Origin of the sequence: Rickettsia felis URRWXCal2, from assembly GCA_000012145.1 — a bacterium.
Taxonomy (GTDB): Bacteria; Pseudomonadota; Alphaproteobacteria; order Rickettsiales; family Rickettsiaceae; genus Rickettsia; species Rickettsia felis.
The window spans coordinates 783,369-809,709 of the sequence record CP000053.1; the positions used below are offsets into that span (position 1 = coordinate 783,369).

Below are 26,341 nucleotides of genomic sequence, written 5' to 3' on the forward strand. Positions count from 1 at the left end.
GACGATATCAACTCTTTTTAGTTAATACCTCAAATTAAACGAGTATATCCTTGACTTAAGTTTAGAAAATCTTTAATATATAATTCTAGCCAATAGCAAGATATAGGTTAGACCAAATAATGACGATTAACTCCAGTAATATAGAAAATCCTCCCTCTAAAATCAATAGCCGTTTTTCCAAACTTACAGATTATATCTGGCCTATAAAACGCCACGAAGTTTCTAAATTTTTATTCATCACCTTATTAATGTTCTGTATTTTATTTATCCAAAATCTAATCAGAGCTTTAAAAGATAGTATTGTTACTACTATGATAGGTGCCGAGACTATCTCATTTTTGAAGTTTTGGGGAGTGATGCCGTCGGCTTTCTTAATGACTGCTATCTATGTAAAACTCGTTAATAGGATGAAAGCAGAGAATATATTTTATCTTATTATATCAATTTTTTTGGCATTCTTTGCACTATTTGCTTATGTTATTTTTCCAAATCATGAAATACTGCATTTAAGCCCTGTAACCGTTCAAAATTTAACTGCAAATTTACTTAATTTAAAATGGTTTATATTGCTTTTATCAAAATGGAGTTTTTCGCTATTTTATATAATTGCTGAATTATGGCCAAACGTAGTTTTTGCATTACTTTTTTGGCAGTTTGTTAATAACATTACTACAGTGGAAGAATCTAAAAGATTTTATCCGTTATTCGGTTTACTTAGTCAAACAGGTATTTATTTAGCAGGGCAGTTTTTAGAAAATCTAAGTAATATTAACGATTACGTAACTAATAAATTTGCATTGCAATCGTCTTTTCATACACTTTCTATACAAATTATTCTAACTATAGTACTAATTTTAGGCATAATAGCTATTAAAACTTTTTGGCTGCTTAATCATAAAGTACTAGATAAAGAGCATATGGCGTTACTTAAATTTAAAGCAAAGAAAAAATCTATGACTATTGCCGAAAGTTTTCAAATGATTCTATCGTCAAGACATATTAGATTAATTGCAACTTTGCTTATCTGCTATGGCATTGCCATTAATTTAGTAGAAGGTCCTTGGAAAGCAGCAGCTACTAAAATTTATAAAACTCCAACCGAATATGCAGCTTTTATAGGAAGTTATTTGAGCTACACCGGAGTATTTACTATTTTATTTGTCGTACTTGGTTCAAATATAGTTAGAAGACTTGGCTGGTTTACGGCGGCTGTTATCACACCTTTAATAGTTTTTATTACCGGTATATTATTTTTTGCTGTTAATAACTTTGAAGGATTTGCCGGCTTAATAATAGCAAACTTTATCCTAACCGATCCTGCTTTAATTGCTATAACAATAGGTGCTATTCAAAATGTGCTTAGTAAATCAAGCAAATATACCTTATTTGATTCAACAAAAGAAATGGCATATGTTCCTTTAGATCCGGAAATAAAAATAAAAGGTAAAGCTGCTGCCGACGTGATAGGTACAAAACTCGGTAAATCAGGCAGTGCATTTTTACAATCATTAGTATTTATAATATTACCTTCCGCTAGTTATCAATCTATTTCCATCTGTTTAATGATTATATTTATAATTACTTGCTTAACTTGGCTTTGGGCAACTAAAGAACTCAATAAAGAATATAAAAATTCTATTAAATTTTCTCAATAATAATATCAGTTTTTTCTTGATATTACTAAAATCTCTATATACTATCTTTGACAGTATAACACAAACTGTGAATTAATGTTGTCATCCCGTGGCTTGACCACGGGGTGACAGCGAAAAATTTGTGCTAATTAATTTTTGGTTAAATTAGAGGTTTTATGAGTAAAGATAGTGATAATCCTGGATATGAAAGTGGATATGAGTCAGACACCGAAGAAAAAAAACAAGAGCAAGCTGTTCCTGCTCAACCTATTAGTAGTACTGCAAATAAAGACGGTAACCCCGATACAAGTGAGTTTGATCCTTTAGCAAATAAGGAATATACAGAAGAACAAAAGCAAAAATTAGAACAAGAACAAAAAGAGTATTTTTCTCAAACTACACCACAAGAACTAGAAGCTGATGATGGTTTTAGCTTTACTCCTGCATCTTCTACTCAATCTACTCCTTCAATCAGCAGCTTATCGGGCGGTATTTCCTCTGACAGTCAGACATCAGACCCAATAACCAAGGCTGTAAGAGAAACAATTATACAACCACAAAAAGATGAGATAGCAGAGCAAATATTAAAAGACCTAGCAGCCCTTGCAGACCGTGATTTAGCTGAACAAAAAAGAAAAGAAATAGAAGAGGAAAAAGATAAAACATTAAGTGCTTTTTTCGGTAATCCGGCTAATAGAGAATTTATTGATAAGGCTTTAGAAAATCCTGAACTTAAAAAGAAATTAGAATCAATAGAAATAGCTGGCTATAAAAATGTTCTCTCAACATATAGTGCCGCTAATGGATATCAGGGTGGATTTAAGCCCGTACAGTGGGAAAACCAAATAAGTGCAAGCGATCTTAGAGCCACGGTAGTTAGAAATGATGCAGGCGATGAACTCTGTACCTTAAATGAAACAACTGTTAAAACTAAGCCTTTTACTGTAGCTAAACAAGACGGTACTCAGGTTCAAATCAATTCATATAGAGAAATAGATTTTCCTATAAAACTTGATAAAGCCGATGGGTCAATGCATCTATCAATGGTAGCATTAAAAGCTGATGGCACAAAGCCCTCTAAAGATAAAGCAGTATATTTCACTGCTCACTACGAAGAAGGACCAAACGGTAAACCTCAACTTAAAGAAATAAGCTCACCGAAACCTTTAAAATTTGCCGGAGACGGACCGGATGCGGTAGCTTATATTGAGCATGGCGGAGAAATTTATACACTTGCGGTAACACGCGGTAAATATAAAGAAATGATGAGAGAGGTAGAACTAAACCAAGGGCAGAGCGTTGATTTATCACAAACTATAGCTGAAGATTTAACAAAGGTACAAGGTCGATCTCAGGAAACACCACAACCAATAATAACTCCGAATCAAGAATTAAAATCATCTATTGAAACGCCTACCACTACCCAAGTACCGCCAATTACTCCTGCCAACCAACCACTGCAACCTGAGACTTCACAAATGCCACAGCCGCAACAAGTGAATCCAAACCTCCTTAATGCAGCTACGGCTTTATCAACCAGTATGCAAGATTTATTAAATTATGTAAATGCAGGTTTAACAAAAGAAAAAGACGGTAATAAACAAATTGATTTAATTAACGAAGCAGCCACGGCAATTCTTAATAATGAGAAAAGTGATATTGCTGAAAAGCAGGCTAATATCATTGCTTTAACTGAAAATACGGTCAATAATAACGACCTCACACCGGATACAAAAGTAGCTGGAGTAAATGCGGTATTAGAAACCATAAAAAATGATCAGAATACTCCAGACCTAGAAAAATCAAAAATGCTTGAAGCTACAGTAGCTATAGCTTTAAATTCAGAGAATCTTGAACCGAAGCAAAAACAGCAGATGTTAGAAAAGGCAGTAGATGTCGGTTTAAGTCTTAAAGATGATGCAAGTAGAGTTACGGCAATTGACGGTATTACGGATGCTGTAATAAAAAGTAACCTTTCTACTGAAGATAAAGGGACAATGCTTATAGCAGTAGGTGATAAGGTTAATGCCTCTGAATTAAGCAATGCGGAAAAACAAAAATTATTAGGTTCTGTATTAAAGAAAGGTGTAGAAGCCCAAGTTCTCAGTCCGGAACAACAACAATTGATGCAGCAGAATTTAGATAAGATTACAGCAGAACAAACTAAAAATGCCCAAATAACAGAGGTACAAGGTATTTTAGCAAACCCTGCATTTAATACTATCGCTAAAACTGAGGCAATACAAAATGTTACTACAAAGGTTTTAGATAGTCCGATTAAAGCAGAAATAAAAGGTGAAACGCTCGAAAGTATTACTAAGGTAGTTGCTGAGAGTCCTTTGAACGGTCAAGATAAAGCAGACATTGTTAAAGGTATGGGAGAAGCTATAGCTAGTCATAAAACTATGGCACCTACAGAAAAAATTTCTACTATAGAATCCGTAGAAAAAGGGGTGGCCGAAAGTATAACAGATTTGGAAGATAAAAAGTTAATGACTAAAGGATTAGTAGAGGGTATTTATGAAGGCAAAGCAAATCCTGAAATAACTTCTGAAAAGACTAAAGCTGTTTCTAGAGGGATTGATAAGAGTACTGCTATACCGGAAGATAAACAAGCTCTTAAAGATGCAGCGAATGAGGCAGCTTTAGATAGAGAAACTCAAAATTTAACTGAAGGGTTAAAAAGACAGAATTTAGGAGAACCTAAGCCTCGTGATGATATATATAACAAAGCTCAAGATGTAGCGGATGCATTAAAAAATGTTATTACGCCTGTTTTAGATGCTCATCCTGAAAAACGTGAAGTCTCAGAAGAAGAAGAAGTTGTGAAAAAAACTTCCAGTATATTAAATGATATCTCTAAGCTTGCAATTGAGAAAGTCAATAATTTTCGTGCTATGCTCTCTCCAGATGGTAATCTTAAAACTCTTGAAGAAAAAAAAGCTGAATCAACAAAAAAAGTAGATGAGCTGGTAAAGGAATTTGGTACTAAATCTTCTACTGAAGAACAGCAAAGTTTTATTAAAGCTAATTTAATTGATGATAAAACTTTATCTAAAGAGATACGTTTACAAACTATAAATAAGTTATTACAAGAACAAGCACAAAAACGAGCAGAAGCAATTGAAAACCCTAATGTTAAAACGGAAGATGTAAGGGTAGTATCAGGAGTTAATATCAAAGATAATATAAAAATTATGGGAGCATTAATGAATGCAAGAGATAGCATTATTCAGTCGGAAAATTTAAATAAATCAACACCTATTAAAAGAGAGTCTTCCTTTCCGCCACGCTAATCAAGATTTGTATGCTGTATGTTATAAAGGCAAGCAATGTCATTCCTAGCTAAAAGCGGGAATCTAGTAAAACATATAAAAACTTAGTTTTTATATGTTTATGTTATCAAATATGTAACTTCTGTATCAATATTAAAGTTATTTTTCTAGATTCCCGCTTCCGCGGGAATGACATAAATGATATCAAAACATAATCAGGAGATCAGCGTGCCTTTATGCGTTAGTTTTTAGTTTTTCTTTTCCGGCTAAACATTTTACTAGATTATTAACGGCTTGTTGTTCTTCCGTGCTATTAATTTTCATAAAATTTCTTGAAACTTCAATACACATACGTTGATGTTGAGTATGTACAGGCTGCGGTTTATTAGCTTCTTCTAAACCTTCAAAGAAATAATCAATATTCCTATCTAAAGCTTCTGCGATTAGTACTAGCCTTCCTACAGAAATTCTATTAATTGCTTTTTCGTATTTTTGTAATTGTTGATGGGTAACATCAATTACTTCAGCAAGTTGTTGACGAGACAACCCCTTAGCGAGTCTTAAAGAATAAATTTTCTTACCGATAAAACTATCGATTTTTTGTATAATATCGTTTTTTCTACCCATTATCTTCTCCTTGGTTACTAATTATGTCTATATTTAAAAATTTTCTTTGAACAAAAATGATATTATCCTATATTATTATAAAACATGTGGTTATTAATAATTTTATACCATTAAACTTATCCAATTGTAAGTAGAAATGATACCATAAATTAATATTATAAGCAACTATAAAATAACATTTTTTAAGTTTTTTGTAATCATTTGGTAAATAATTATTAAAGAATCGTGTAAAATTATTTCTTATCAAATAAAAATATCATAAGAGCTTTAAAATTATTTTAAAGATAAAATATGAATATCTTATGTTTTAAAAACTTATTTACTGAGGTATAAATTACAATTTATAAAAAAAATTTTGGTGTATTATAGAAAAATATAAAACTAATGCAAGGGAAAATTTCATTTCTATATCAATATTTCAAATCAAAGATAAAATATAGTTTCATTTTAATTATAAATTAATTATTTACAGCGAACTTATTTAAGGTTAAATATAAAATTAATAATAACAACTAAAGCTTATAATGAGAAAAATTTTTAATTGTCTTTACGTAGCCTTATTTAGAACAATAGAAGATGATGGCGTTGAACATTCGGGATATATGTCATTCATGATACTTTTATCTATTTTCCCTTTCCTAGTATTCTTATTAGCTTTAACAAGCTTTTTAGGAGCTTCAGAACTTGGTCAAAATTTTATACAAATTTTTCTAGAGAGTCTTCCGGAACAAGCAACGGAATCAATAGAAAAAAGAATACGAGAATTACTAAGTGCTCCTCCTCAAAGTTTAATGAATCTTGCCATAGTAGGCAGTATTTGGACTGCTTCTTCTTTTGTAGAATGTTTAAGGACTATTTTAAATCGTGTATATCAAATAAAATCTCCCCCCCCTTATATAAGAAGAAGATTACTTAGTATTATACAGTTTCTTATAATTAGTGCCTTGATTACCTTTACTATGTTTCTCTTAGTGGTAATTCCAATATTATTTACAAAAATTCCGATAATATTAGAGACTATTGAAAAATATAAGATCATTTTAAATTTTATAAGATATTCTTTAATTTTAATTTTATTATTTTTAGGTGCCTCATCTTTGTATTATATATTACCTAATGTAAAACTAAATTTTATTGATGTATTTCCAGGGGCTTTATTAACTGTGATATTATGGGTAATAAGCGGCTATTTGCTTTCAACATATATAGTCTATTATAATCAACTAAATCTAATGTATGGTTCCCTTGGTAGTATAATAGTTACATTAATATTCTTCTATATTATAAATATGATATTTATCTATGGTGCGGAATTTAATTATCTAATGAAAAATTATGAAAATATAGAGTGAAGTGCGGCTTAAAGCATTTCATAAGTATTTAGTTTTACAAAAATAAAATAATTAATTGAAACAATTTCGGCAGTTTTATATTTAAAACTTTATATCAATCTTTATTTTAGTTGTAAAAAAACAATTATTTTTTAGTTTTTAAGTTTTGTGAACAAAATACAATTTATTTAAAAAAGTCCGGTTTAAATAACATAAAGCTATCCTGAGATGATGTAGGTAATGGAGTTAAATTATATTGTGGATCGAAAGCGTTCCCGTAAATCTTTTCTATTTTTTGGAGCGAACTTGGAGATTTTAAAGCCAACAATATTGACTTTAAAATAGTAAAAATTGCTATATATGGATCGGTTTCGGGAGAAGATAAGCGATGTTCTAAACGTTTTGGAAAAGAATTTGGAGTTCGTACGGCTACGCTTCTATTATTTCCACCGTATGATATATGCGTAGGAGCCATAAATTTTTTATTTATCCGTGAATAATCTAGAGTAGTCGGCATAAAAGCAAGCAGGGTGTCTAACATATAGTGACATAACCCTTGTGCTGCTAAAATTATATAATAATCATTAAACTCGGAATTAAAATTAATATGAAAATGCATACTATTACCATAATCATCCAAAAACGGCTTAGGAGAAAAATCTATATAACCGTTTAACTGCTGTGCCATTTTTTTTAAAATAGTTTTAACCTCTAATATATTTTTTATATATTGTATTAGGTTTACAGAAGGAGGAAGATCTATTTCAAATTGATTATTGCCTTTTTCTTTTTTTATTTTAGAAATTTTAAATCTAGCTAAGTATTTTCTTGAATGTATTTCAAATTTAGCTATATCAATATTGTGACTTAAATAAAACTCTATTTCTACGCCGATAATAGGGATTAGGTTATAGTCTTGATGAAATTGTGCTATTATTTTTTCTAGCTGTTTATTTTTTTGTAAACGACCGGATAAAGTATTAATAAAACTATTATAATTAATATGGGGTATTTTCATGAAAGGATTAATAAACGGATCAGTTTATTATAAAATTTTTGATAAAACATTCAATAATTCAAGTCATAGATATATAAAAAAAAATAACTCTATAAATGAAACAGAAATAGTTGAAAACAAAAAATCTATTACTACTTATTTTAAAGCACAAGATATTTTAATTTTAAACCAAGTACATAGCAATCAAATTGTTAATGCTGATGAGTCCATAATAGCAGTACCTGAAGCAGATGGAAGCATTACAACTAAGAAAAATTTAGTATTAGCGGTACAATCGGCAGATTGTGTACCGGTATTACTTGCAAGCGGCGACGGTAAAATAATCGGAGCGGCACATGCGGGTTGGAAAGGAAGTATAAATAATATTATTAGTAATATAGTTACTAAAATGATAGAAAAAGGAGCAAAGAATTTAATAGCAGTGATAGGTCCTGCTATAGCTCAAAGTTCATATGAAGTTGATGATGAATATTATAAAGCTTTCTTAAGTAAGGATATTAACAATAAACAGTTTTTTATAAACTCAATAAAAGAAAATCATTATATGTTTGATTTACCGGCTTTTGTAGAGTTAAAACTTAAAGAAGCAAGCGTTAAAGATATAAAAAATATTGCTGAAGATACTTATAAAAACCCATTAAAATATCCAAGTAAAAGACGCTCATATCATTTGCAAGAACCTTATAATCAGAATATATTATCAGCTATCGTAATTAAATAACAGTATTGTTAAATAAGGCTACGTCATTGCGAGCGACTAAAAGGAGCACGGCAATCTCAGGACTTTGGCACAAGATTGCTTAGTCAAAACTTGCAGTTTTTCCTCGCAATGACGATATCTATCTTTATTTAGCAATGCAAAAATAACTCTTCATTTATCCGGAGTATATTAATGAATCAAGAGAAACATTACTATCAAATAGTTTATGCACCAAACGATATTTTTAAAAAACAAGCAGAATATATAGACATTGTTGATGATAATATTCGTACTATTGTCGATAAAATGCTTCAGACTTTAAATATAGAAAGGGCAGTGGGCCTCGGTGCTAATATGGTAGGAATATTAAAGCGTATAGCGGTAGTTGACCTACATGAAAATAATAAATCATCGCCTATAGTTTTTATTAATCCGGAAATAACTTATTTTTCGGAAGAAAAACAAACTTTTATTGAGGGTTCTTTATCATTTCCAGGCATTGAAGCATCTATTACACGATCAAAAGCAATCAAGGTAAAATATCTTGATTATAACGGTAATAAGCAAGAGCTAGAAGCAGAAGGCTTTTTAGCAACTGTAATTCAGCATGAAATAGATTATTTAAACGGCAAAACTTTCCTAGATTATGTATCAAAACTTAAGCGTGATACACTCCTTAAAAAGATGCTAAAGCATATCAAACTCCATCCTCCACATATTCACGGTAGCGGTTGTCGGCATTAGGCTGTGTGAAAGAAAATTAATTTAATCTATTTTTGTTCTTTTTGGCTACAAATTATAAGATTTTTTTGAAATAAGAATAACTATTCCTTCAAAAATCTTATTAATTTTCGCTCAAAAATATCTAAAAATATCAATAATTTAATTTTCCTTCACACAGCCTAAAGTTTTTGACATTTGAATTTAAAATATGTTATAATTAACTAGTTAATTAACTAGTTAATTATATGAAAAACGCAATTACAGCCTTTGATGCTAAAACACATTTTTCTAAGTTATTAGACCGTGCTAGTAAAGGCGAAGAAATTTTAATTACTAAAAGAGGTAAAGCTGCTGCAAAAATTGTTCCTATTGATTCTCATAATAATATTGAGATTGCAAACATTGCAGCTCTTAGACTTCGGAAACTTGCAAAAGAAATTAATTTACAACCATCGGATTTAGAAGTATGGCTAAATTACAGAAATGAGGGTAAAAAGTAAAAAATGGTCTCTTTTGTTTTAGATTCTTCAATAGCTTTATCATGGCTTATGCCGGATGAAGTAGCAAGCTTGGATATACTAGATAAAACCATAACGGAAGGAACGATCGTCCCTTCTATTTGGGGACTTGAGATTGGAAATGTATTATTATGTGCAGAGCGTGCAAAACGTCTTACTTCCAATCAACGCCACCAGGCAATTTATACTTTAAAAGATATTTACATCAAAGTTGATCAAATAACCCTAGAGCACACATGGTTTGAAACAATGGATTTAGCGTTGCAGTATGGATTAACACTTTATGATGCTAGCTATTTAGAGTTAGCATTACGCTGTGGGTTACCAATAGCAACCCTTGATAAATCCTTAAAACAAGCAAGTAAAGCTGCCGGGATAGTAGTGTTGTGATTACATCTTTACAAGTCGTAGCCAAGCTTCCCAATCACGTTTGCCTAAATCTTCTTCAAATGATAATAAGTCTTTTACTGTCTGGGTACATATTTCTATGGAAGGGATTATAAGCTCTTGTTCTTTTGTAGAATTTAGCAAACATTGCGTTTTACAAGCTTGTTCTAAATGGTAAGTATAAAACATAGCTTCATGAATAGTTTTGCCGCAGGTAATAGCACCGTGATTACGAAGTAACATCACGTAATTTTGCTTAAGGTCATTAACGAGCCTACTACTTTGCTTGTCAGCATCTAGCACTAGAGAATTATAATCGTGATATGATATTCTGTCGTAAAAATGTAATGCCCATTGACTGAGCGGTAAAAGCCCGCATTTTAAAGCAGAAACTGCTATGCTTGCGGGAGTATGATAATGAAAAACGGCAGAAATATCAGGGCGTGCTTTATAAATACTACCATGAATAAAGTAACCGGTTTTATTATATTGATATTCTTCCCCTTCTAAAATTTTTCCATCTAAACTAACTTTTAAAAGATTCTCCGTAGTTACTTCTTCAAACCTTAGTCCAAAAGGATAAATATAGTAAAAATCGGCATTTTCAGGTCTTGCCGATAGATGGTATGGTCATCCAATGATAAATATGCCATTATTCGGTAAGCGGCAGCTAAATTATATTTTATATCCATTATTATTAAAATCTATATTGAAAAGTCGTCATTGCGAGGAGTTGCGTTAGCAACGACGCGGCAATCTCATGAAATAATGATAAACTTCTGAGATTGCTTCGTCGAATTACTTTGTAATTCTTCTCGCAATGACGGTGTTCGGGTATCCACGCAATTCGGCTCTATTTTAAAGGAGCGTATACTGTTTCTTCCTCTGTTTCTATCGTCGCTTCTTTAGGGGTTTTTATACATTCTTGTAAATATTTTTTATCTAAATACGGTGCTAGATTATAATTTAACACATAACATTGTAAATTATCTTTCTTACCGCTAAAATTAAATTCAACTTTATTGCCTTGTTCCAATAGCTTTTTAACTTCTGTCGTTTGCCGGATAAAATTCTTCTGTTCTGAACTTAAATGCTTGATTCTCAATATATTTTTTGTTACAGAGAATGTAGAAACAGCAAGAAGAAGAAGGAATATAAATAGCTCTTTATTACTTTGCTTATTTAAGAAAATACTGCTTTTAACATATGCAGCTGCAATCATTCCGATAGCTATAACATAACATCCGAGATATCTAAGTAACGATGCTCCTCTAATTGCCTCTTCATAACTAAAGTTAAAGAAATATAAATATAACCGCCACAAAGCAAAAATTATAAAACAAGCAAAAATACTTATCAGGAAAAATTTATATTCTTTCAGCAAATCTGGTTTATATTTACGAATTCCGTACCATGCCGCTATACAAATAGTATATACAACTAAACTCCCTTCCTTTACTAGGAATAACAGAAGAAATTTGCCGTAATTTAGTAATAATGATCTATGCCGGTCATTGAAATTTTCAACAATATATACTAAATTGCTAAAACTATGTTCGCCTCTGTCAAAAAAATCATGAGTATTTTTAAAATAACTCTTCCAAATAAAATTACACAAAATTGGTAAGGTAAGTAGTATCAGATATACAATATAATCACTTGATTTTTTAGGTTTTTTATAGAAAATTGTATAATGAGCTATAAGAATTATTGAAGCAAAACTTGCAAACCATGTTCCAATTTCTCGGAAAAGTGCAAGCAATATCGTAATAGGTAAAATAAGCAATAATGCTTTTTTCTTGTCTTCCTCAAGTATATAAATCGTAAAAATAGCTCCGTACATCAAGCCGATAGTACTATCATTATATATTGAGCGAATTCCAGTCGTATATAATACTACGCTGCAAAGTAAAAGCGAAAATAACATTCCGGTTTGCCATAATTTCTTATTTGCTGCTAAAGGAGCTAGAAATGCTAAATGTAATAAGAAATGTGCAAATAATACGTTACCGTCCGAATAACCTGAAAGTGAAAGCATAAAGTAGTGATAGACGGCAGCACCTCTAGGATAATGTGCATGAGTAGTAATAATCGAAGTTAACGAGTTTTGACTTTCAAAAACACCGAAATATAGCAATTCTTTAGTAAATATCCCCCAGTGTGAAAAATCATCATAAGCATGCAGCGATGCCTCTCTTGTATAAAGAAAAAATAAAAGAATCAATAAAGTAAATACGAGGATTTCAATTATATTTTTTCTGGATTCCCGCTTTCGCGGGAATGACATAAAGGGCGAGGATGACATGAAGGGGGAAGATAATATAAAAGAGGGGAAGGACCTGAGAACTAAAAATATACCGAGGAAATAACTTACATATGTTGCAGCCGGTAATAGCTTTAACATAGCAAAACAATATAAAATCGGTACTAATATGCTGATTGTTACGGGAATAGTGAAAGTCAATTTTGTTTTGAAATATTTGGCAAAAAAAGACGAAAACCCAAAAAGGCTTAATATCGGTATTATGATCATATTAATTTGTAAATAATTTTTTGGTCATGGATACCCGAACCGTCACCGTCATTGCGAGGAGCGAAGCGACGTGGCAATCCAGTAAAAATAATTAAAAAAGTGCTAAAATTAGCATTTTTAACTGGATTGCTTCGTCAAAACTTACAGTTTTTCCTCGCAATGACGATGCAGATATTCACATGGGCAATCTATAGCATTATCACCCATGTTTAATCTTAGCTTGTGCGGAGGCAATTCTTGCTATAGGAATACGGTATGGAGAGCAAGAAACATAGTTTAAATTCATTCTATGGAAAAATTCTATAGATGCAGGATTGCCTGCATGCTCCCCGCAAGCACCTAACTTTAAATTAGCATTACTGCTTTTTCCTCGTTTTAAAGCAATTTCAATTAATTCTCCTACACCTTCTTCATCTAGAGTAGTAAATGGATCGGATTCAAAAATCTTCTCTTCTAAGTAATATGGGAGGAAAGATGCAATGTCGTCTCTAGAAATTCCATATGTAGTTTGAGTTAAATCATTAGTCCCAAAACTAAAATAGTCAACTTCCTTAGCTATTTTCTTACTGCCGAGTGCTGCCCTTGGTAGTTCTATCATAGTACCGAGCATAAAAGAAAATTTATATCTATAACGTTGCTCTAATTCCTCTATTACCTCATAAATATCCATTTTAAGCTTTTTTATTTCACCTACATTGCTAATTAATGGCATCATTAGTTCTAAGTTACATTCTATATGTTCTTTTTTATGTAGCTCAAAAATAGCCGTAAAAATTGCTTCAATTTGCATTTGGTAAATTTCCGGTGAACATATACCAAGTCTACATCCACGGTGACCGAGCATAGGATTTACTTCGTGCATAGCATGAAGACGTTGATTAATCATGGATAACGGTAGATTTAAGCTATTTGCCAAATTCTTTTTATCTTCTTCGGTAGTAGGTAAAAACTCATGTAACGGCGGATCAAGTAATCTAATATTTACCGGTTTATCTTTCATTACTCTGAATAAAGCTTTAAAATCCTCCATTTGCAGAGGTAATAATTTCTGCACAGCAAGCTTTCTACGTTCTATATCAGGAGCAATAATCATTTCCCTTACTAAAGGAATTTTATTTTTATCAAAAAACATATGTTCGCTACGACACAAACCTATACCTTGAGCCCCAAATTTTATAGATACTAAAGCATCGTTAACTGTTTCGGCATTTGCACGAACTTTTAAGCTACTAATCTCGTCTGCCCAATCTAAAATTAATTTTGATTCCTCACTGAAAGTAGGTTGAATTAACGGCATTTCACCTAAGAAGATTTTGCCGCTACCTCCGTCAATCGTTATAATATCACCTTGTTTAATAACTATGTCTCCTGCTGTTAATATTTGCTTTTTCTCATCTATAGATAAATTACTTGTACCGCAAACACAAGGCTTCCCCATACCTCTTGCCACAACTGCGGCATGTGAAGTCATTCCCCCTCTAATAGTTAAAATACCTGAAGAAACATGCATTCCGTTAATATCCTCAGGGCTAGTATCATGGCGTACTAAAATTACTTTATGATGATGAGATAATTTTTCGGCATCATAAGGTGAGAATACCGCAATACCTGTTGCAGCCCCAGGAGAAGCAGGTAGACCCTCAGCAATAGAAGTAAGCCCCTTACTGTAATCAATTCTTGTATGTAATAATTGATTTAATGATTCCGGATCGATTCGCATTAAGGCTTGTTCTTTAGAAATAAGCTTTTCTTCTACCATTTGTACGGCAATATTAATAGCAGCGATGGCTGTTCTTTTTGCAGTACGTGTTTGTAAGATATATAGCTTATTATTTTCTATAGTAAATTCTATATCCTGCATATCTAAGTAATGCTCTTCAAGCTTTTTTGCAATTTGTGATAATTCCTTAAACACTTCCGGCATCATTGCTTGCATAGAATTTGAATCATTTGCAATAATAGGCATAGGTGTTCTAGTTCCCGATACTATGTCTTCACCTTGAGCATTTATTAAAAACTCTCCAAAGAGCTTTTTTTCTCCTGTAGAAGGTGATCTAGTAAAAGCAACTCCCGTAGCTGAAGTTTTACCTAAATTACCAAAAACCATTGCTTGGATATTAATAGCCGTACCGAAACCCTCCGAAATATTATTGATTTTTCTATATATAACCGCTCTATTACTCATCCAAGAATGTAGCACCGCTTTAATTGCCGATTCTAACTGTTCATAAGGATCATTAATTAGTTGCTTAGTATACTTAATATGCAACCATTTGAAATCATCAATAATTTTTTCTAATAATTCTACGGTAATATCGCTATCTTTATGAATATCGGCTTGTATCTTGTGCTTTTCGTAAATTTGTTCAAATAGATCACTAGGTATAGATAATACCGTTGTACCATACATTTCTAGAAATCTTTTGTAACTATCAAGAGCAAATCGTTTATCACCACAGGAATCCGTAAGAGCATTGCACACTTCGTTATTCATTCCAAGATTAAGGATAGTATCCATCATTCCAGGCATTGAAACCGTAGAACCCGAACGCACCGATAATAATAGGGGATTGCTTGTACTACCGAAAATTTTACCGGTAGTTATTTCAAGTTCGGTGATAGCTTTTTTTAAGTCGTTTTGAAAATTTTTAGGAAAGTTATTATTGTGGGTATAAAAGTAATTACATAGCTCTGTAGTTATTGTAAAACCATCAGGAATAGGTAGTTTTAGATTAGACATTTCAGCAAGACCGGCACCTTTATTACCAAGTACATTCTTCATGCTAGCGTTTCCGTCACTACCATTACTGCCAAAATAATAAATTAATTTTTTCATATCATATATCAAAATTTGCTAACAATTTATGTGTTTAGAAGCATTAAATACATATTTATACAGTATGAAAAAAATAGTAGCAATGTTAAATTAAGAATATCTTTAATAAAATAGTTGAAATTTTAAATTTGTTATTATACTTACTAATTTAATTATATTCCGTGTACAAAAGTCAAATTTTCAAAAAAAATCTTATTAATTTTTGCTAAAAAATATCTCAAAATAGCAAATCAATTAGAAACTTTCACAGAACTTAATAAGTTAATTGACCTTTTTCTAAATGTTATTGACTAATTTAAGAAAATTGACCATAATTCTAAACGGTCGTGCAGTTGCGTGATGATATAATCACGAGGAAAGTCCGGACTCTATAGAGGTATGGTGCCGGTTAACATCCGGCAGAGTATTATTACTTTAGGGAAAGTACCACAGAAAATATACCGCCGAATATGAAGATCAACTTCAAAAAGAGCAAGGAGTTCACAAGACGAGGAACGGAGCGTATACTTAATACGTGAGTACCGTAGTACTTGTAGAACGACGTAGCCAATTTTTGAAGTTCATCGAGTATATTCGGTAAGGGTGAAAAGGTACGGTAAGAGCGTACCGGTAAGTTGGTAACAAATTACGCATGGTAAACCCCACCAAGAGCAAGATCAAATAGGCGTTACAGAACTTATCAAGTTCCCGGGTTATCTCTAGCCGGCTTGTAATGCGGGTAGATCGCTTGAGGTAAACGGTAACGTTTATCCTAGATAAATAACTGCAATGAATTTATATTCATACAGAATCCGGCTTATAGACCTTATTGTTATCCCGTGGCTTGGCTGCTGTTGCCCGTACGGCTCAAAAAGCATACTATGTCATTTCTGCGTGGGATTGCCTGCGTGGATACCGATGTCATTCCTGCGAAAGCAGGAATCCAGCATAAAGCGAGATAAATCGAGCTTTTAATTTTAAAAATTTGCTGTATTTATACTTTTTTCTGGATTTCCGTTTTTAGCTAGGAATGACAAAAGAGCATTTACCGATCCACGCAACAATGCTACGTGGGAATGACATAAATGTGTTATGCAACAACCTCTGTCAAACCATTAGATGACCTAGAACTTACTATGACACAAATTTAATGAAAAAGTTATATCATTATCCTATTTGTCCTCTTTCAAGACAAGCTCGTGTCTTCTTAAAAGAATTAGATATAGAATTTACTACGATTAAAGAAGATTATTGGCAATTCAATAAAGATTTCTTAAAAATAAATCCTGCTGGAACATTGCCTATTTTAGAAGAATCATACGGCTTATTTGTGGTAGGTATTTATCCTTTTGTTGAATATCTTAATAGCAAATATCCGAATTTTAATTTTTTAGATGAAGATATTGATATTTGTTGCGAAATTAGACGATTATTCTTTTGGTTTAACGATAAATTTTATCGTGAAGTTACTAAGATTATTATCGATGAAAAAGTTATAAGATCAATTGCTAAAATGAGCAGTCCACGAACCGAGTTTTTACGTGCTGCAAAAAATAATTTAAATTATCACTTAGAATATATAACTTCTTTACTAGAAAAAAGAAGTTATCTTGTATCGGATTCACTAACTATTGCCGATATTGCCGCAAGCTGTCACTTATCGGTACTCGATTATTTCGGTGAGATTTATTGGGATAAATGGACGCTTATCAAACATTGGTATTCATTAATTAAATCAAGACCGGCTTTTAGGTTATTATTACAAGATAGAATCCCTGGCTTTACCCCTCCAAGCTATTATACAGATTTAGATTTTTGAATAGACTTCTTCATAAACTCTACTTCTAGAGGTAATTTGTGCGTCAATCCGCTGCTCGCATCCTCACGTACTTCTATGTACGCTGCGGTGCTGTGCTGCGTGTTTCCTACAAATTCCTCTCTATAAGCGAGTTTATGAAGAAGTCTAATATATAATTTAATAATTTGATTCTTTCCGTATCATAAGCTTTTAGTATTTTACGAATATTATTAAGAGATTGATTTTTTATGAGTGCAGGCTTATTATCTTCATAACTTGCTATTATTTCAGTATTTTTAGTATTTTCTGCATCAACAAAATATCCACCGCCATTATAAAAAGCATAACAATCCTTAATATTTAAATTAAGTGTTGGATTTATTTTTAGGTAAGCGGCTCTTGCTCCTTTATTTGAATTATAGTAGTAAGGAGCAAGCAATGGTCCTCTAACCGTTCCATTGAAAATCTATAATTCTCTTTCACCTATAACCTCTATATTTGTTCCTTTAGCAAATTCTAAATAATTGCCGCTATAATAACTACCGGCACATATTCCAAGAAAATTACCGCCATTTTTTAAATAATTTTTTATATTATCATTTCCTTTGCCTTACAATTTTTGTACATAGTATAAATCTCTTCCACCGAGTAAAATAAGTAATAAGGTGTTTTGAACCCACTTTCCGCCTATAATGTCTTGTGCAGTAATATAATCTACCTCATACTTTGGAGCATAAAGTTTTAAGTTATGCACGCAATGCTTAATACTTTCTTTTGAAACTCCTAAATCATTATAAATTTTTATTTTCATTTTTATATTATTGACAAGAACATTATATAATTCTATTTAGTGTAATTACTTAAAAATAAATTATGAAGTAATTTTATGCAACTTAATTCAATCTCACTACCGTTAACCAAAAGGCAAGCAATAGAAATAGTTTTAGGAGTGGCATTACTTACTATTTGTTCACAAATATTAATACCTATGAAGCCTATATTTATTTCATTGCAAACCGTTGCAGTGATGTTCATCGGACTTACATATAATAAGACTACAGCACCTTTAACTATACTATCTTACATAACTCTTGGAGCAATGGGAATCCCTGTGTTTGGAGAGTTTTCGAGCGGGTTACGAATATTATTCGGTCCTACCGCAGGATATCTAGCGGGTTTTGTAATTGCCGTATATATTATGGCTAGCTTAAAAGATAAAATTTTTACTTCTAATAAATGGTTAAATCAGATATCTTTATGTTTGATCGGTAATATAATTATTATGAGTTTTGGCTGGATGTGGCTTTCTAAACTTTTAGGACCAAGCAGTGCATTTTACGGTGGTGTATTACCTTTTATAATACCTGGAATAATTAAATCAGACTTATTAATCGGGCTTATTAATCGGACTTATCAATGTAGTAAAACCAAAAACTCGATGAACTTCTGTATTGCCTAAAAACAGTTGATCTAAAGTTTCGATGTCATTCCCGCGAAAGCGGGAATCCAGTAACATTTAGTGTCATACCACGACTTGATTGCGGTATCCAGTCTTTGTTAATTTTTTTCTGTGGACCCCGTGGTCAAGCCATGGGGTGACATAGTAGGTTTTACTGGATTCCCGCTTTTAGCTAGGAATGACATTGATCCTAACTATAATTCATGAAAAAAATCAATAACAATGCTAATGCCGCATTTTCCGGTGCCGACCTGGAAAAATAATATTAAATATGATCTTGAAAATATAACAAGACTTTTAAAAGCCTTAGGTAACCCTCATTTAAGGCTTCCTCCCGTCATACATATAGCAGGTACAAACGGTAAAGGTTCAAGCAGTGCTATGCTTAAAAGCATCTTTACGCTTGCCGGTTATAAGGTACATTGCTATACATCTCCTCATTTATTAGAATTTAATGAACGAATCGTAATAGCAGGCGAGAAAATCTCGGATAATGAATTATGGCAGGTTTGTGAGGAGGTTAGGGTAGCAAGCGAAAAATTTAATATCGAACCTAGCTTCTTTGAAGGTACTACGGCAGCAGCATTTGTAGCATTTGAGAAAACAAAAGCCGATATATTAATTTTAGAGACGGGACTAGGCGGTCGGTTAGACGCAACAAATATAATCGAGCAGCCTCTAATTACCTTAATTACACCTATTTCATATGATCATATGGATAGGCTCGGTAATACATTACCCCTAATAGCAGTTGAGAAAGCGGGTATCATGAAGTCTCGCATTCCTTGTGTTATAAGTGTGCAAGCTTTGGAAGTTTATGAAACATTATTTACAAAGGCTGAAGAGTTAGAGGTACCGAGTTTTTGTTATGAATATGATTTCGGTATTAAAAAGACGGGCAACGGATTTATTTATTCATCACGAAATTTTAGTTATGAGTTTCCGACTCCTTCGCTACTTGGTGATCATCAATTAATAAATGCTGCAAGCGTTATTGCTTTAATAAGTTTGATAAATAAACAATTTAATATTAGCAACGAAATTATCTCTAAAGGACTGCAAAATACTATTTGGCGGGCTAGAATCGAAAAAATAGAGCCGAAAAAATATTCTAAATTAATAGGTGATAATGTTCAAATTTGGGTAGATGCAGCTCATAATAATAGCGGAGCTCAAGTTTTGACAAATTGGATTCGTGATAACTTAAAATCACCGATATATTTAATACTCGGTATGACTAAAAATAGGAATATCGAGGAGTTTTGCTCCTACTTTAAGGGTTTGACAATTAAAGGTTACGGTGTTAAAGTTTTATCCGAACCACTAAGCCATAGTGCAGAAACAATAAATTTGGAAGGCAGAAAGAGCGGGATTGATTTTAGCGAAAGCGACTCACTCGAAGAAGCGATTAGTAATATAAAGAAGATAAACGGTGATAATAAAGCAAATATTATAATAACCGGATCGCTTTATTTAGCTTCCGATTTTTATAAATTGCTGCATTAAACGTCATTGGAGGAAATTTACAATAGTAAATTGACGAAGCAATCTCGGGAGAATTCCTGAGATTGCCACGCTCACTAACGTTCGCTCGCAATGACGATAAACACCAAAACCAACCTAGGAGAAAATAACATGACCTATTGCAACAAATCTAATCAAACCTCATATCCTTTTATCTTACCTGATTTACCTTATGACAAAGAGAGTTTTAAACCACATTTTACTCCCGAGACTTTTGATTATCATCATGGTAAACATCATAATGCTTATGTACAAAATCTAAACAATTTACTCAAAGATAAAGAAGAATTACAAAAAAAAGATTTAGAAGAAATAATAGAATGGTCATCTCAAAACTCAAATGCAGCTATTTTTAATAACGCAGCCCAAATATGGAATCATAGTTTTTTTTGGCATTCAATAAAACCGCAGGGCGGAGGTAAGCCAAGCGGTAAAATATTAGAACAAATTAATAAAGATTTCGGTAGTTTTGAAGGATTTTGTGAACAGTTTAAGCAAGAGGCCGTAGGACAGTTCGGTAGCGGCTGGGCATGGCTTGTATATCACGATAATAGGCTACAAATTATAAAAACCGCTAATGCCGGTACACCTATAGCAAACGGTATGAAGCCGCTTCTTGCATGCGATGTTTGGGAGCATGCCTATTATATTGATTATCGTAACAAACGACCTGATTATGTTGACATATTTATTAAGCATATGATTAACTGGAAGTTTGTAGAAGATAACTTAATAAAATAAAATTATGAATTTAGAAGATATTAAAAAGGCTCAAGAAATTCCTATCGAATATATAGCTTTTAGTGGAGGGGGAGCTAAGGGAGCAATATATTCCGGAGCTTATGAGGCAGCAAAAAAAGCCGGTATTTTAGATAATGTCAAGGCGGTAGCAGGTTCTTCCGCCGGTGCTATAACTGCAGCAGTGGTAGCTCTTGGGACACCACCTGAGCGATTTGAAGAAATTTCTAAAAATACAAATCTGCAAACATTGCTTGGAAAAAAAGGATTTTCTGCAGGTATAGTACAGTTAAATAAAGACGGTAAACCTTTATATGATTTATTAGAACTTGTTATTAAAGAAAATATAGAAATTTTTTACAGAGATCAGATATAGTAAATGTTAAAGATGATAAAGCTCTTGATGAATTAAGAGAAAGATACAACCAAAAAGACGGTAAAATATATTTTAAGGATATAGCGTTACTGCGAAAATACGATCCCAGTGCAGTATAAGGATTTAGTAATTACAGCAACTCAGCAAGAGACAAGCGAACTAACTATTTTCAATAGCTTTGATACGCCAAATATTGAAATTGCTTTAGCTTGCCGTGCTTCTGCTTCTATACCGCTTGTTTTTGAACCGGTAGAAATTGACGGTAAAAAATATGTCGACGGCGGATATAGAGATAATATACCGACAAAATATTTTAAAGGCAATGAACCGGAATTTGATACAAAAGAAGTAACTGATAATATGGAAAAGATTACCTTAGCTAAAAAGCAAGGTAGAACTCTAGCTATGGCTTTTGGCACGGGTATGGAAGCTGATGCAAATATTGCTATATATAGTGCAAAAAAATTTGAAAGCCCAAGTGATATCGTAAAGTTTTTAGCTGATGTATTATTTAAGACTCTTGCAAAAGTAGGAGGAAAATTTAAATATACCGAAACTCTAAGAGAAACTAATGAGCAGTTACGTGAAAATGCTTTAAACACTGTTGTTTTAGATACTGCCGGAATAGATACTTTGGATTTCAAAGATGCACAAAAATATTCTGATTATTTGAATATTAAAGGATATTGTCAAACTAGAGAACATTTGAATAATCATGACCTTGGCAAAGAAGCAGATAAAACATTTGGAACTAAATTATTAGAAATGTTTATTTCGTCAAAAGAAAATAATGCTTCCAAATGGCAAGACGGAATTATCGAAAATCATGACGATAAAGCAAAAATGCTATTATCATTTTGTAAAACCGGAGCATTAAACGAAAAAGAATTAAATGAAAAGCTTAAAGAATATGTAATTATTGCTGCAACTAGTCGTAATAATACATTAAAAGCCGATACAAACTCATTGAAAGCTTTGCTGTATACCTTAAACGATCCTGCTGCTTCAAGTAAAATAAAAGATAGTTTCATTGAGGTACTTGGAATAGATAAAAATAAAGATGTACGATTTGATAAAACTAAAACCTTTGATGAAAATATTGCTAAGTTTAAATTTACTAAACAAGATTTAGAAAGCTTTATAACTAAAAGTAAAAGCGAAGCACCAAAAATTCAAAGCAAATATAGTGTAGCCAGAAGTCATGTAAGTGGGGGTGATTAGATTTTGCTTGCTGTCAAGCCACGGGATGACAGAGATAAAACTGATCCACGCAACAATGCCTAGCGGGAATGACATTGAGTAGGCTTAATGACGACTACTAAAAAAATGAATATAGGTAAATTTAAACTAATTGTTTTTGATGAAATAGACAGTACAAGCTCTGAGGCTATGAGAATTGCTAAGAGTAATAAAGTTGATTCAAACTATGCAGTACTTGCTAAATCTCAAACCAAAGCACGAGGTAGAAGCGGTAAAAATTGGCAGTCTAGGGTAGGTAACTTACATGTAAGTTTACTAATAAAGCCTGATAAAGAGCTAGAATTATTACCGCAATTATCTTTTGTTACAGCACTTGCCGTCTATGATACTATGTCATCCCGTGGCCCCGCCACGGGATTCAATCAATCAATAAACAATCTGGATCCCGTGGGGGGGCTACGGGATGACACTATACAACTAAAATGGCCCAATGATGTTTTAGTTAACGGTCGGAAAATTGCCGGTATACTTCTTGAATCCGTTAAAGTAAAAAATAATTATTACCTTATTATCGGTATCGGTATTAATATCACCTATCACCCTGATAATATCGACCAGCCTACTACTAGCTTAATAAGCGAAAATCTACCTCCTATAGAACCACAAGCTTTACTTGAAAAATTAATAGAGAATTTTGAAAAATATTATCAAATTTGGCATAATAACGGTTTTTCTTTTATTAGAAAAAAATGGTTAGAACATGCTTATAAGTTACATGAAAATATTAGCGTTAAATATCAAAATGATATAGTAACCGGCCTTTTTAAAGATATAGATAGTACCGGCAGAATAATATTGCAACTACCTTCCAAAAAAATAATCTCTTTTTCCACTGCCGAACTTTTCTTTTAGCAAAAATATTACTAAATTTAAATTGTAGATTTAATTTTTGTTAACTTCTACTTAAGCTCCAATTTAACAAGGTAATATTAATATGCCCCGAGAGAATAGCAACTCTAAGTCTCAAGAGTTTTTAATAAATGCGTATGAGCAATTAAACGAATTTAAAAAACTTTCTTCTGATAATAGCCGTACATTAATGCTAGATTTCCACAAAACCGAAAAAACTTTTAAATGTGCCTTATTTACAGGTAATAATAACGCATGTGAAGGATTATTAGAACTATATGACGAAGTAATAAAAAAAATGCCTAATTATGAACTTCAAAATATAAATATAACACAATTTAGAGATATTATGGTCTTAGTCGGAAGAGAACTTAATAATAAAAAATGTATGAATACCTCCTTATTGTCAGTAAAAATTAATGAAAAATTTTTCAAACCAAGTGTTGTTGCTCATGTAAAAGCTATTGAAATATGTCAAAAGCAAAATAGCAACAATCCTTTCGCAGTTAACGAGGATAAAATTATTGCAAATTTTAATCTCACTATTGATAGCCTTCCATTTATATATGCACCAACAAATTTTTCAAAGCTTATACCCTTAATACCTACAAATGAAGATGAGGTAATAACCTCAGGAGATAATTATTGTAATATATCATAGGAATATGGATTATGAAAGAAACTACTTATGATGAAGAAAAACAATCATTATTTGAACAGATGATGATGTCAGCTAAGAATACAAAATTACCCCCTGAGTATCTACATACTAAGGGGATAAATTTATACTCCAATGCTATAATCTTGTATCAAGAAAAAAAAGTAATTAATTATGCAATACAAAAAAATTTATTCAATCTATAAAATATTTACAAGCAGCAATGATTCTTGGAAAATTAGAGGCTTGTTTTGTAGTTAATGATTTCTATCATAAAGATTACCTTAACCTTGTAATGCCTGGAGCTGGTCATTTAGTAAATATCATTGGTTATACATTGTCAAACGTAAAAGTTCCGGAAAGTGCTAAATTAGATAACTATGAAATACTTGAAAAATTAGCCGCAGAAAAAGTTCAATTTATAAATAAAGCTCAAAAAGAATGGAATCCTAAAATTTCTTACTTTCGTAAAGAAACTTCTTACTTAGAGCCACTAATAGAAAAATTTAATAGTGACCTACCGGGAAATTACCAGCTTATTAGTAGAAATAGAACCTGTAGAGAACTTAATAAGGAAATCGATGATTTTTCTATGATTGAATTAACAGAATTCAATTAAGAAGAAAATAGTGCAAAAGTAATAGGTGATACAAAGAGTAATGATATTCAAATTTGTTGCTTTGAATTATAAAAAACTTCTATACACCATATCTTAAAAAAAATAAAGGAATGAAATTTAATGATAAAAAAGAAAAATAAACAAATAGAAAAGAAACTACTCACTTCTTTTGAAATGTTACAAGAAGCATTATCAGATTATTTACAAAATGTTGAAATGCCTCTTACAAATTCAGGAAGCAATATACTAATAATAACAAACGATAATATAGACATTATAATTGAATTGCATAAAGAATTGAAAGAGGCATTAGTTTGTGGTCAAGGAGATGCATCTTACTATTTTGCTCAGTTTTATTATAATGGCTGGTTGGTAGAAAAAAATTATACTAAAGGAGATTTTATCCTAGAAATAGGGAAGAAACTTGATTCTATTAAATGTACAAATACTTCCTATAAAAGTGATAATGCTTTATCAGAAGAGTTTAAAAAATTAACTACCGTTTGTGCTAATTCTATTTTAAATACCAAAGTTATATATCAAATGGGCATTAATGATATAATGAAAAGTAATGCTGAATTTGCTTTCAATAAACATCTAATGAATACTAATTTAACAGATATACTCTGTATTCCGGAATCAACATTTTCGCCTATCTCTACTGTTTCAGCACCACTGCCAAATACTAATATTAACCACACTACTAAAACACAAGATATTAATGGCGAAATAAAACGCTCAACTAGTTATATCCCTTCAAGCTCTATCATTCATGAAGCACCAAATGACCAAATTCTAACACTTGGTCAAGACAACTATTATAACAAACATGATAGCAGTGGATGTACTTGTTTAACGATGTAATATATTGTGATAATATTTTGAAAAACAATAAAATTTTTTACTTAACACCGGTAAATCAGTTGCTTAAGGAAGGTTTAAGACAGCAAAAAATATTTTTTGCTTTTCACGATAAATGGCCTTCTTATGCTAAAAAAGCAGTTAATATATTGTTTGAGTCGGCAGTAGAAAATTTGACCTGTGCGATGTTACTTGATGAAGAAGAGGCAGTATTGCCTCTATCTCAGCTTTATTATAGCGGTACTATTTACGATATTTTACCGGATTTAGTTTTTGGTGATTATATTATTTTAATAGGTCAAAAACTTGGATATAAATCATGCCAAAATATTTCTTTAAGAATGATTACTAATACTAAATGTTTAGAAAAACAGCTAGATAGTATCGCTATTACTATTACTTCTAATATGTTATTTTATCATCGTCATTTTAAATATATAGGTGATGAGATTAAAAAAAAATTATTAAAGACTGCAATGAGCAATTTGATAAAGTATGGCATTTTTGTAATGTTGAATATTCCTATTCAACATTATTATCTTTTGAAATGCCGGAAGAAGAAGCCGAAAAACTTGAAGAAGTACCTTTGATGGGTACAAAATCTACTAACGATGATAGTAAATGTTTGATATCTTGAA

The 26,341-nt window shown here is 31.9% G+C and carries 22 protein-coding genes, 1 other RNA gene and 4 pseudogenes; 20 read left to right on the top strand and 7 right to left on the bottom strand.

Annotated features, from left to right (window positions below):
- Positions 1-119 precede the first annotated feature (119 nt).
- Both tlc4 and RF_RS03885 read left to right on the top strand, forming a co-directional pair.
- Positions 120-1,655, top strand: a complete 1,536-nt coding sequence (gene tlc4, locus RF_RS03880) for an NTP/NDP exchange transporter Tlc4 (protein ID WP_011271054.1) — start codon at positions 120-122, stop codon at positions 1,653-1,655.
- A gap of 155 nt (positions 1,656-1,810) precedes the next feature.
- Entirely contained in the window at positions 1,811-4,930 is a 3,120-nt protein-coding gene (locus RF_RS03885) for a Sca4 family spreading effector (protein WP_011271055.1), read from the top strand.
- Between the two features lie 213 nt (positions 4,931-5,143).
- On the opposite strand, the gene RF_RS03890 is transcribed toward RF_RS03885, so the two are convergent.
- Positions 5,144-5,536: a helix-turn-helix domain-containing protein gene (locus RF_RS03890; protein WP_011271056.1), complete on the bottom strand. Its 393-nt coding sequence runs from the start codon at positions 5,534-5,536 to the stop codon at positions 5,144-5,146.
- A gap of 524 nt (positions 5,537-6,060) precedes the next feature.
- Between RF_RS03890 and RF_RS03895 the strand changes: the two genes are divergently transcribed.
- A complete protein-coding gene (locus RF_RS03895) occupies positions 6,061-6,888 on the top strand; it encodes a YihY/virulence factor BrkB family protein (RefSeq protein ID WP_011271057.1) in 828 nt (275 codons plus the stop codon).
- 163 nt (positions 6,889-7,051) lie between these two features.
- Here RF_RS03895 and RF_RS03900 read toward each other — a convergent pair whose 3' ends face one another.
- Positions 7,052-7,885, bottom strand: a complete 834-nt coding sequence (locus RF_RS03900; protein ID WP_011271058.1) for a type I glutamate--ammonia ligase — start codon at positions 7,883-7,885, stop codon at positions 7,052-7,054.
- On the opposite strand from RF_RS03900, the gene pgeF reads away from it, so the two are divergent.
- The 4 genes from pgeF to RF_RS03920 all read left to right on the top strand — a co-directional run bounded on the left by pgeF (position 7,884) and on the right by RF_RS03920 (position 10,216).
- The gene (pgeF, locus tag RF_RS03905) at positions 7,884-8,606 is read left to right on the top strand and encodes a peptidoglycan editing factor PgeF (protein WP_011271059.1); all 723 of its coding nucleotides are present in this window, start codon (positions 7,884-7,886) and stop codon (positions 8,604-8,606) included. The two genes, RF_RS03900 and pgeF, sit on opposite strands and share 2 nt — an antisense overlap.
- A 171-nt stretch (positions 8,607-8,777) precedes the next feature.
- The gene (gene def, locus RF_RS03910; protein WP_011271060.1) at positions 8,778-9,329 is read left to right on the top strand and encodes a peptide deformylase; all 552 of its coding nucleotides are present in this window, start codon (positions 8,778-8,780) and stop codon (positions 9,327-9,329) included.
- 224 nt (positions 9,330-9,553) lie between these two features.
- Positions 9,554-9,808 (top strand): type II toxin-antitoxin system Phd/YefM family antitoxin, encoded by a 255-nt coding sequence (locus RF_RS03915; RefSeq protein ID WP_011271061.1) that lies wholly within the window; start codon positions 9,554-9,556, stop codon positions 9,806-9,808.
- Between the two features lie 3 nt (positions 9,809-9,811).
- Positions 9,812-10,216 (top strand): type II toxin-antitoxin system VapC family toxin, encoded by a 405-nt coding sequence (locus RF_RS03920; RefSeq protein WP_011271062.1) that lies wholly within the window; start codon positions 9,812-9,814, stop codon positions 10,214-10,216.
- Here RF_RS03920 and RF_RS03925 read toward each other — a convergent pair.
- Together RF_RS03925 and RF_RS03930 are read right to left on the bottom strand one after the other, a co-directional pair.
- Positions 10,217-10,905: pseudogene (locus RF_RS03925) on the bottom strand (class II aldolase/adducin family protein).
- A gap of 161 nt (positions 10,906-11,066) precedes the next feature.
- Positions 11,067-12,617, bottom strand: a complete 1,551-nt coding sequence (locus RF_RS03930; protein WP_318248847.1) for a hypothetical protein — start codon at positions 12,615-12,617, stop codon at positions 11,067-11,069.
- A 28-nt stretch (positions 12,618-12,645) separates the two neighbouring features.
- On the opposite strand from RF_RS03930, the gene RF_RS11420 reads away from it, so the two are divergent.
- A complete protein-coding gene (locus RF_RS11420; RefSeq protein WP_318248848.1) occupies positions 12,646-12,762 on the top strand; it encodes a pyruvate phosphate dikinase in 117 nt (38 codons plus the stop codon).
- A 183-nt stretch (positions 12,763-12,945) separates the two neighbouring features.
- Here RF_RS11420 and ppdK read toward each other — a convergent pair whose 3' ends face one another.
- On the bottom strand, positions 12,946-15,582 hold the full coding sequence (gene ppdK / locus RF_RS03935; RefSeq protein WP_011271065.1) for a pyruvate, phosphate dikinase: 2,637 nt from the start codon (positions 15,580-15,582) through the stop codon (positions 12,946-12,948).
- A 316-nt stretch (positions 15,583-15,898) separates the two neighbouring features.
- Here ppdK and rnpB point away from each other — a divergent pair.
- Together rnpB and RF_RS03940 are read left to right on the top strand one after the other, a co-directional pair.
- An RNA gene (gene rnpB, locus RF_RS08245) (RNase P RNA component class A) lies at positions 15,899-16,397 on the top strand.
- Between the two features lie 314 nt (positions 16,398-16,711).
- Positions 16,712-17,380, top strand: coding sequence for a glutathione S-transferase family protein (locus tag RF_RS03940; protein ID WP_011271066.1), 669 nt, complete (start codon positions 16,712-16,714; stop codon positions 17,378-17,380).
- Here RF_RS03940 and RF_RS08960 read toward each other — a convergent pair.
- Positions 17,368-17,544: pseudogene (locus RF_RS08960) on the bottom strand (palindromic element RPE1 domain-containing protein); the annotation flags it as partial. The gene RF_RS03940 and the pseudogene RF_RS08960 overlap by 13 nt on opposite strands.
- Positions 17,487-18,170 (bottom strand): annotated as a pseudogene (locus tag RF_RS03945) (BPL-N domain-containing protein). The pseudogenes RF_RS08960 and RF_RS03945, both read right to left, overlap by 58 nt.
- A 75-nt stretch (positions 18,171-18,245) precedes the next feature.
- Between RF_RS03945 and RF_RS03950 the strand changes: the two are divergent.
- The 10 genes and pseudogenes from RF_RS03950 to RF_RS04005 all read left to right on the top strand — a co-directional run bounded on the left by RF_RS03950 (position 18,246) and on the right by RF_RS04005 (position 26,293).
- On the top strand, positions 18,246-18,818 hold the full coding sequence (locus RF_RS03950) for a biotin transporter BioY (RefSeq protein ID WP_011271069.1): 573 nt from the start codon (positions 18,246-18,248) through the stop codon (positions 18,816-18,818).
- 222 nt (positions 18,819-19,040) lie between these two features.
- Positions 19,041-20,324, top strand: coding sequence for a folylpolyglutamate synthase/dihydrofolate synthase family protein (locus tag RF_RS03955; RefSeq protein ID WP_011271070.1), 1,284 nt, complete (start codon positions 19,041-19,043; stop codon positions 20,322-20,324).
- Between the two features lie 129 nt (positions 20,325-20,453).
- Positions 20,454-21,083, top strand: coding sequence for a superoxide dismutase (locus RF_RS03960; RefSeq protein WP_041405318.1), 630 nt, complete (start codon positions 20,454-20,456; stop codon positions 21,081-21,083).
- A 28-nt stretch (positions 21,084-21,111) separates the two neighbouring features.
- Positions 21,112-22,677: pseudogene (locus tag RF_RS08965) on the top strand (patatin-like phospholipase family protein); the annotation flags it as partial.
- Positions 22,678-22,782: 105 nt separating this feature from the next.
- Complete coding sequence (locus RF_RS03975; RefSeq protein ID WP_039595047.1) at positions 22,783-23,568, top strand: biotin--[acetyl-CoA-carboxylase] ligase; 786 nt, start codon at positions 22,783-22,785, stop codon at positions 23,566-23,568.
- An 82-nt stretch (positions 23,569-23,650) separates the two neighbouring features.
- The gene (locus RF_RS11425) at positions 23,651-24,226 is read left to right on the top strand and encodes a hypothetical protein (protein ID WP_011271075.1); all 576 of its coding nucleotides are present in this window, start codon (positions 23,651-23,653) and stop codon (positions 24,224-24,226) included.
- 11 nt (positions 24,227-24,237) lie between these two features.
- Entirely contained in the window at positions 24,238-24,429 is a 192-nt protein-coding gene (locus RF_RS03990; protein ID WP_041405319.1) for a hypothetical protein, read from the top strand.
- A gap of 17 nt (positions 24,430-24,446) precedes the next feature.
- Positions 24,447-24,842, top strand: a complete 396-nt coding sequence (locus tag RF_RS03995; protein WP_011271076.1) for a hypothetical protein — start codon at positions 24,447-24,449, stop codon at positions 24,840-24,842.
- Between the two features lie 120 nt (positions 24,843-24,962).
- The gene (locus tag RF_RS04000) at positions 24,963-25,706 is read left to right on the top strand and encodes a hypothetical protein (RefSeq protein WP_011271077.1); all 744 of its coding nucleotides are present in this window, start codon (positions 24,963-24,965) and stop codon (positions 25,704-25,706) included.
- Complete coding sequence (locus RF_RS04005; RefSeq protein ID WP_011271078.1) at positions 25,685-26,293, top strand: hypothetical protein; 609 nt, start codon at positions 25,685-25,687, stop codon at positions 26,291-26,293. Before RF_RS04000 ends, RF_RS04005 begins: the two co-directional genes overlap by 22 nt.
- The last annotated feature ends 48 nt before the right edge of the window (positions 26,294-26,341 follow it).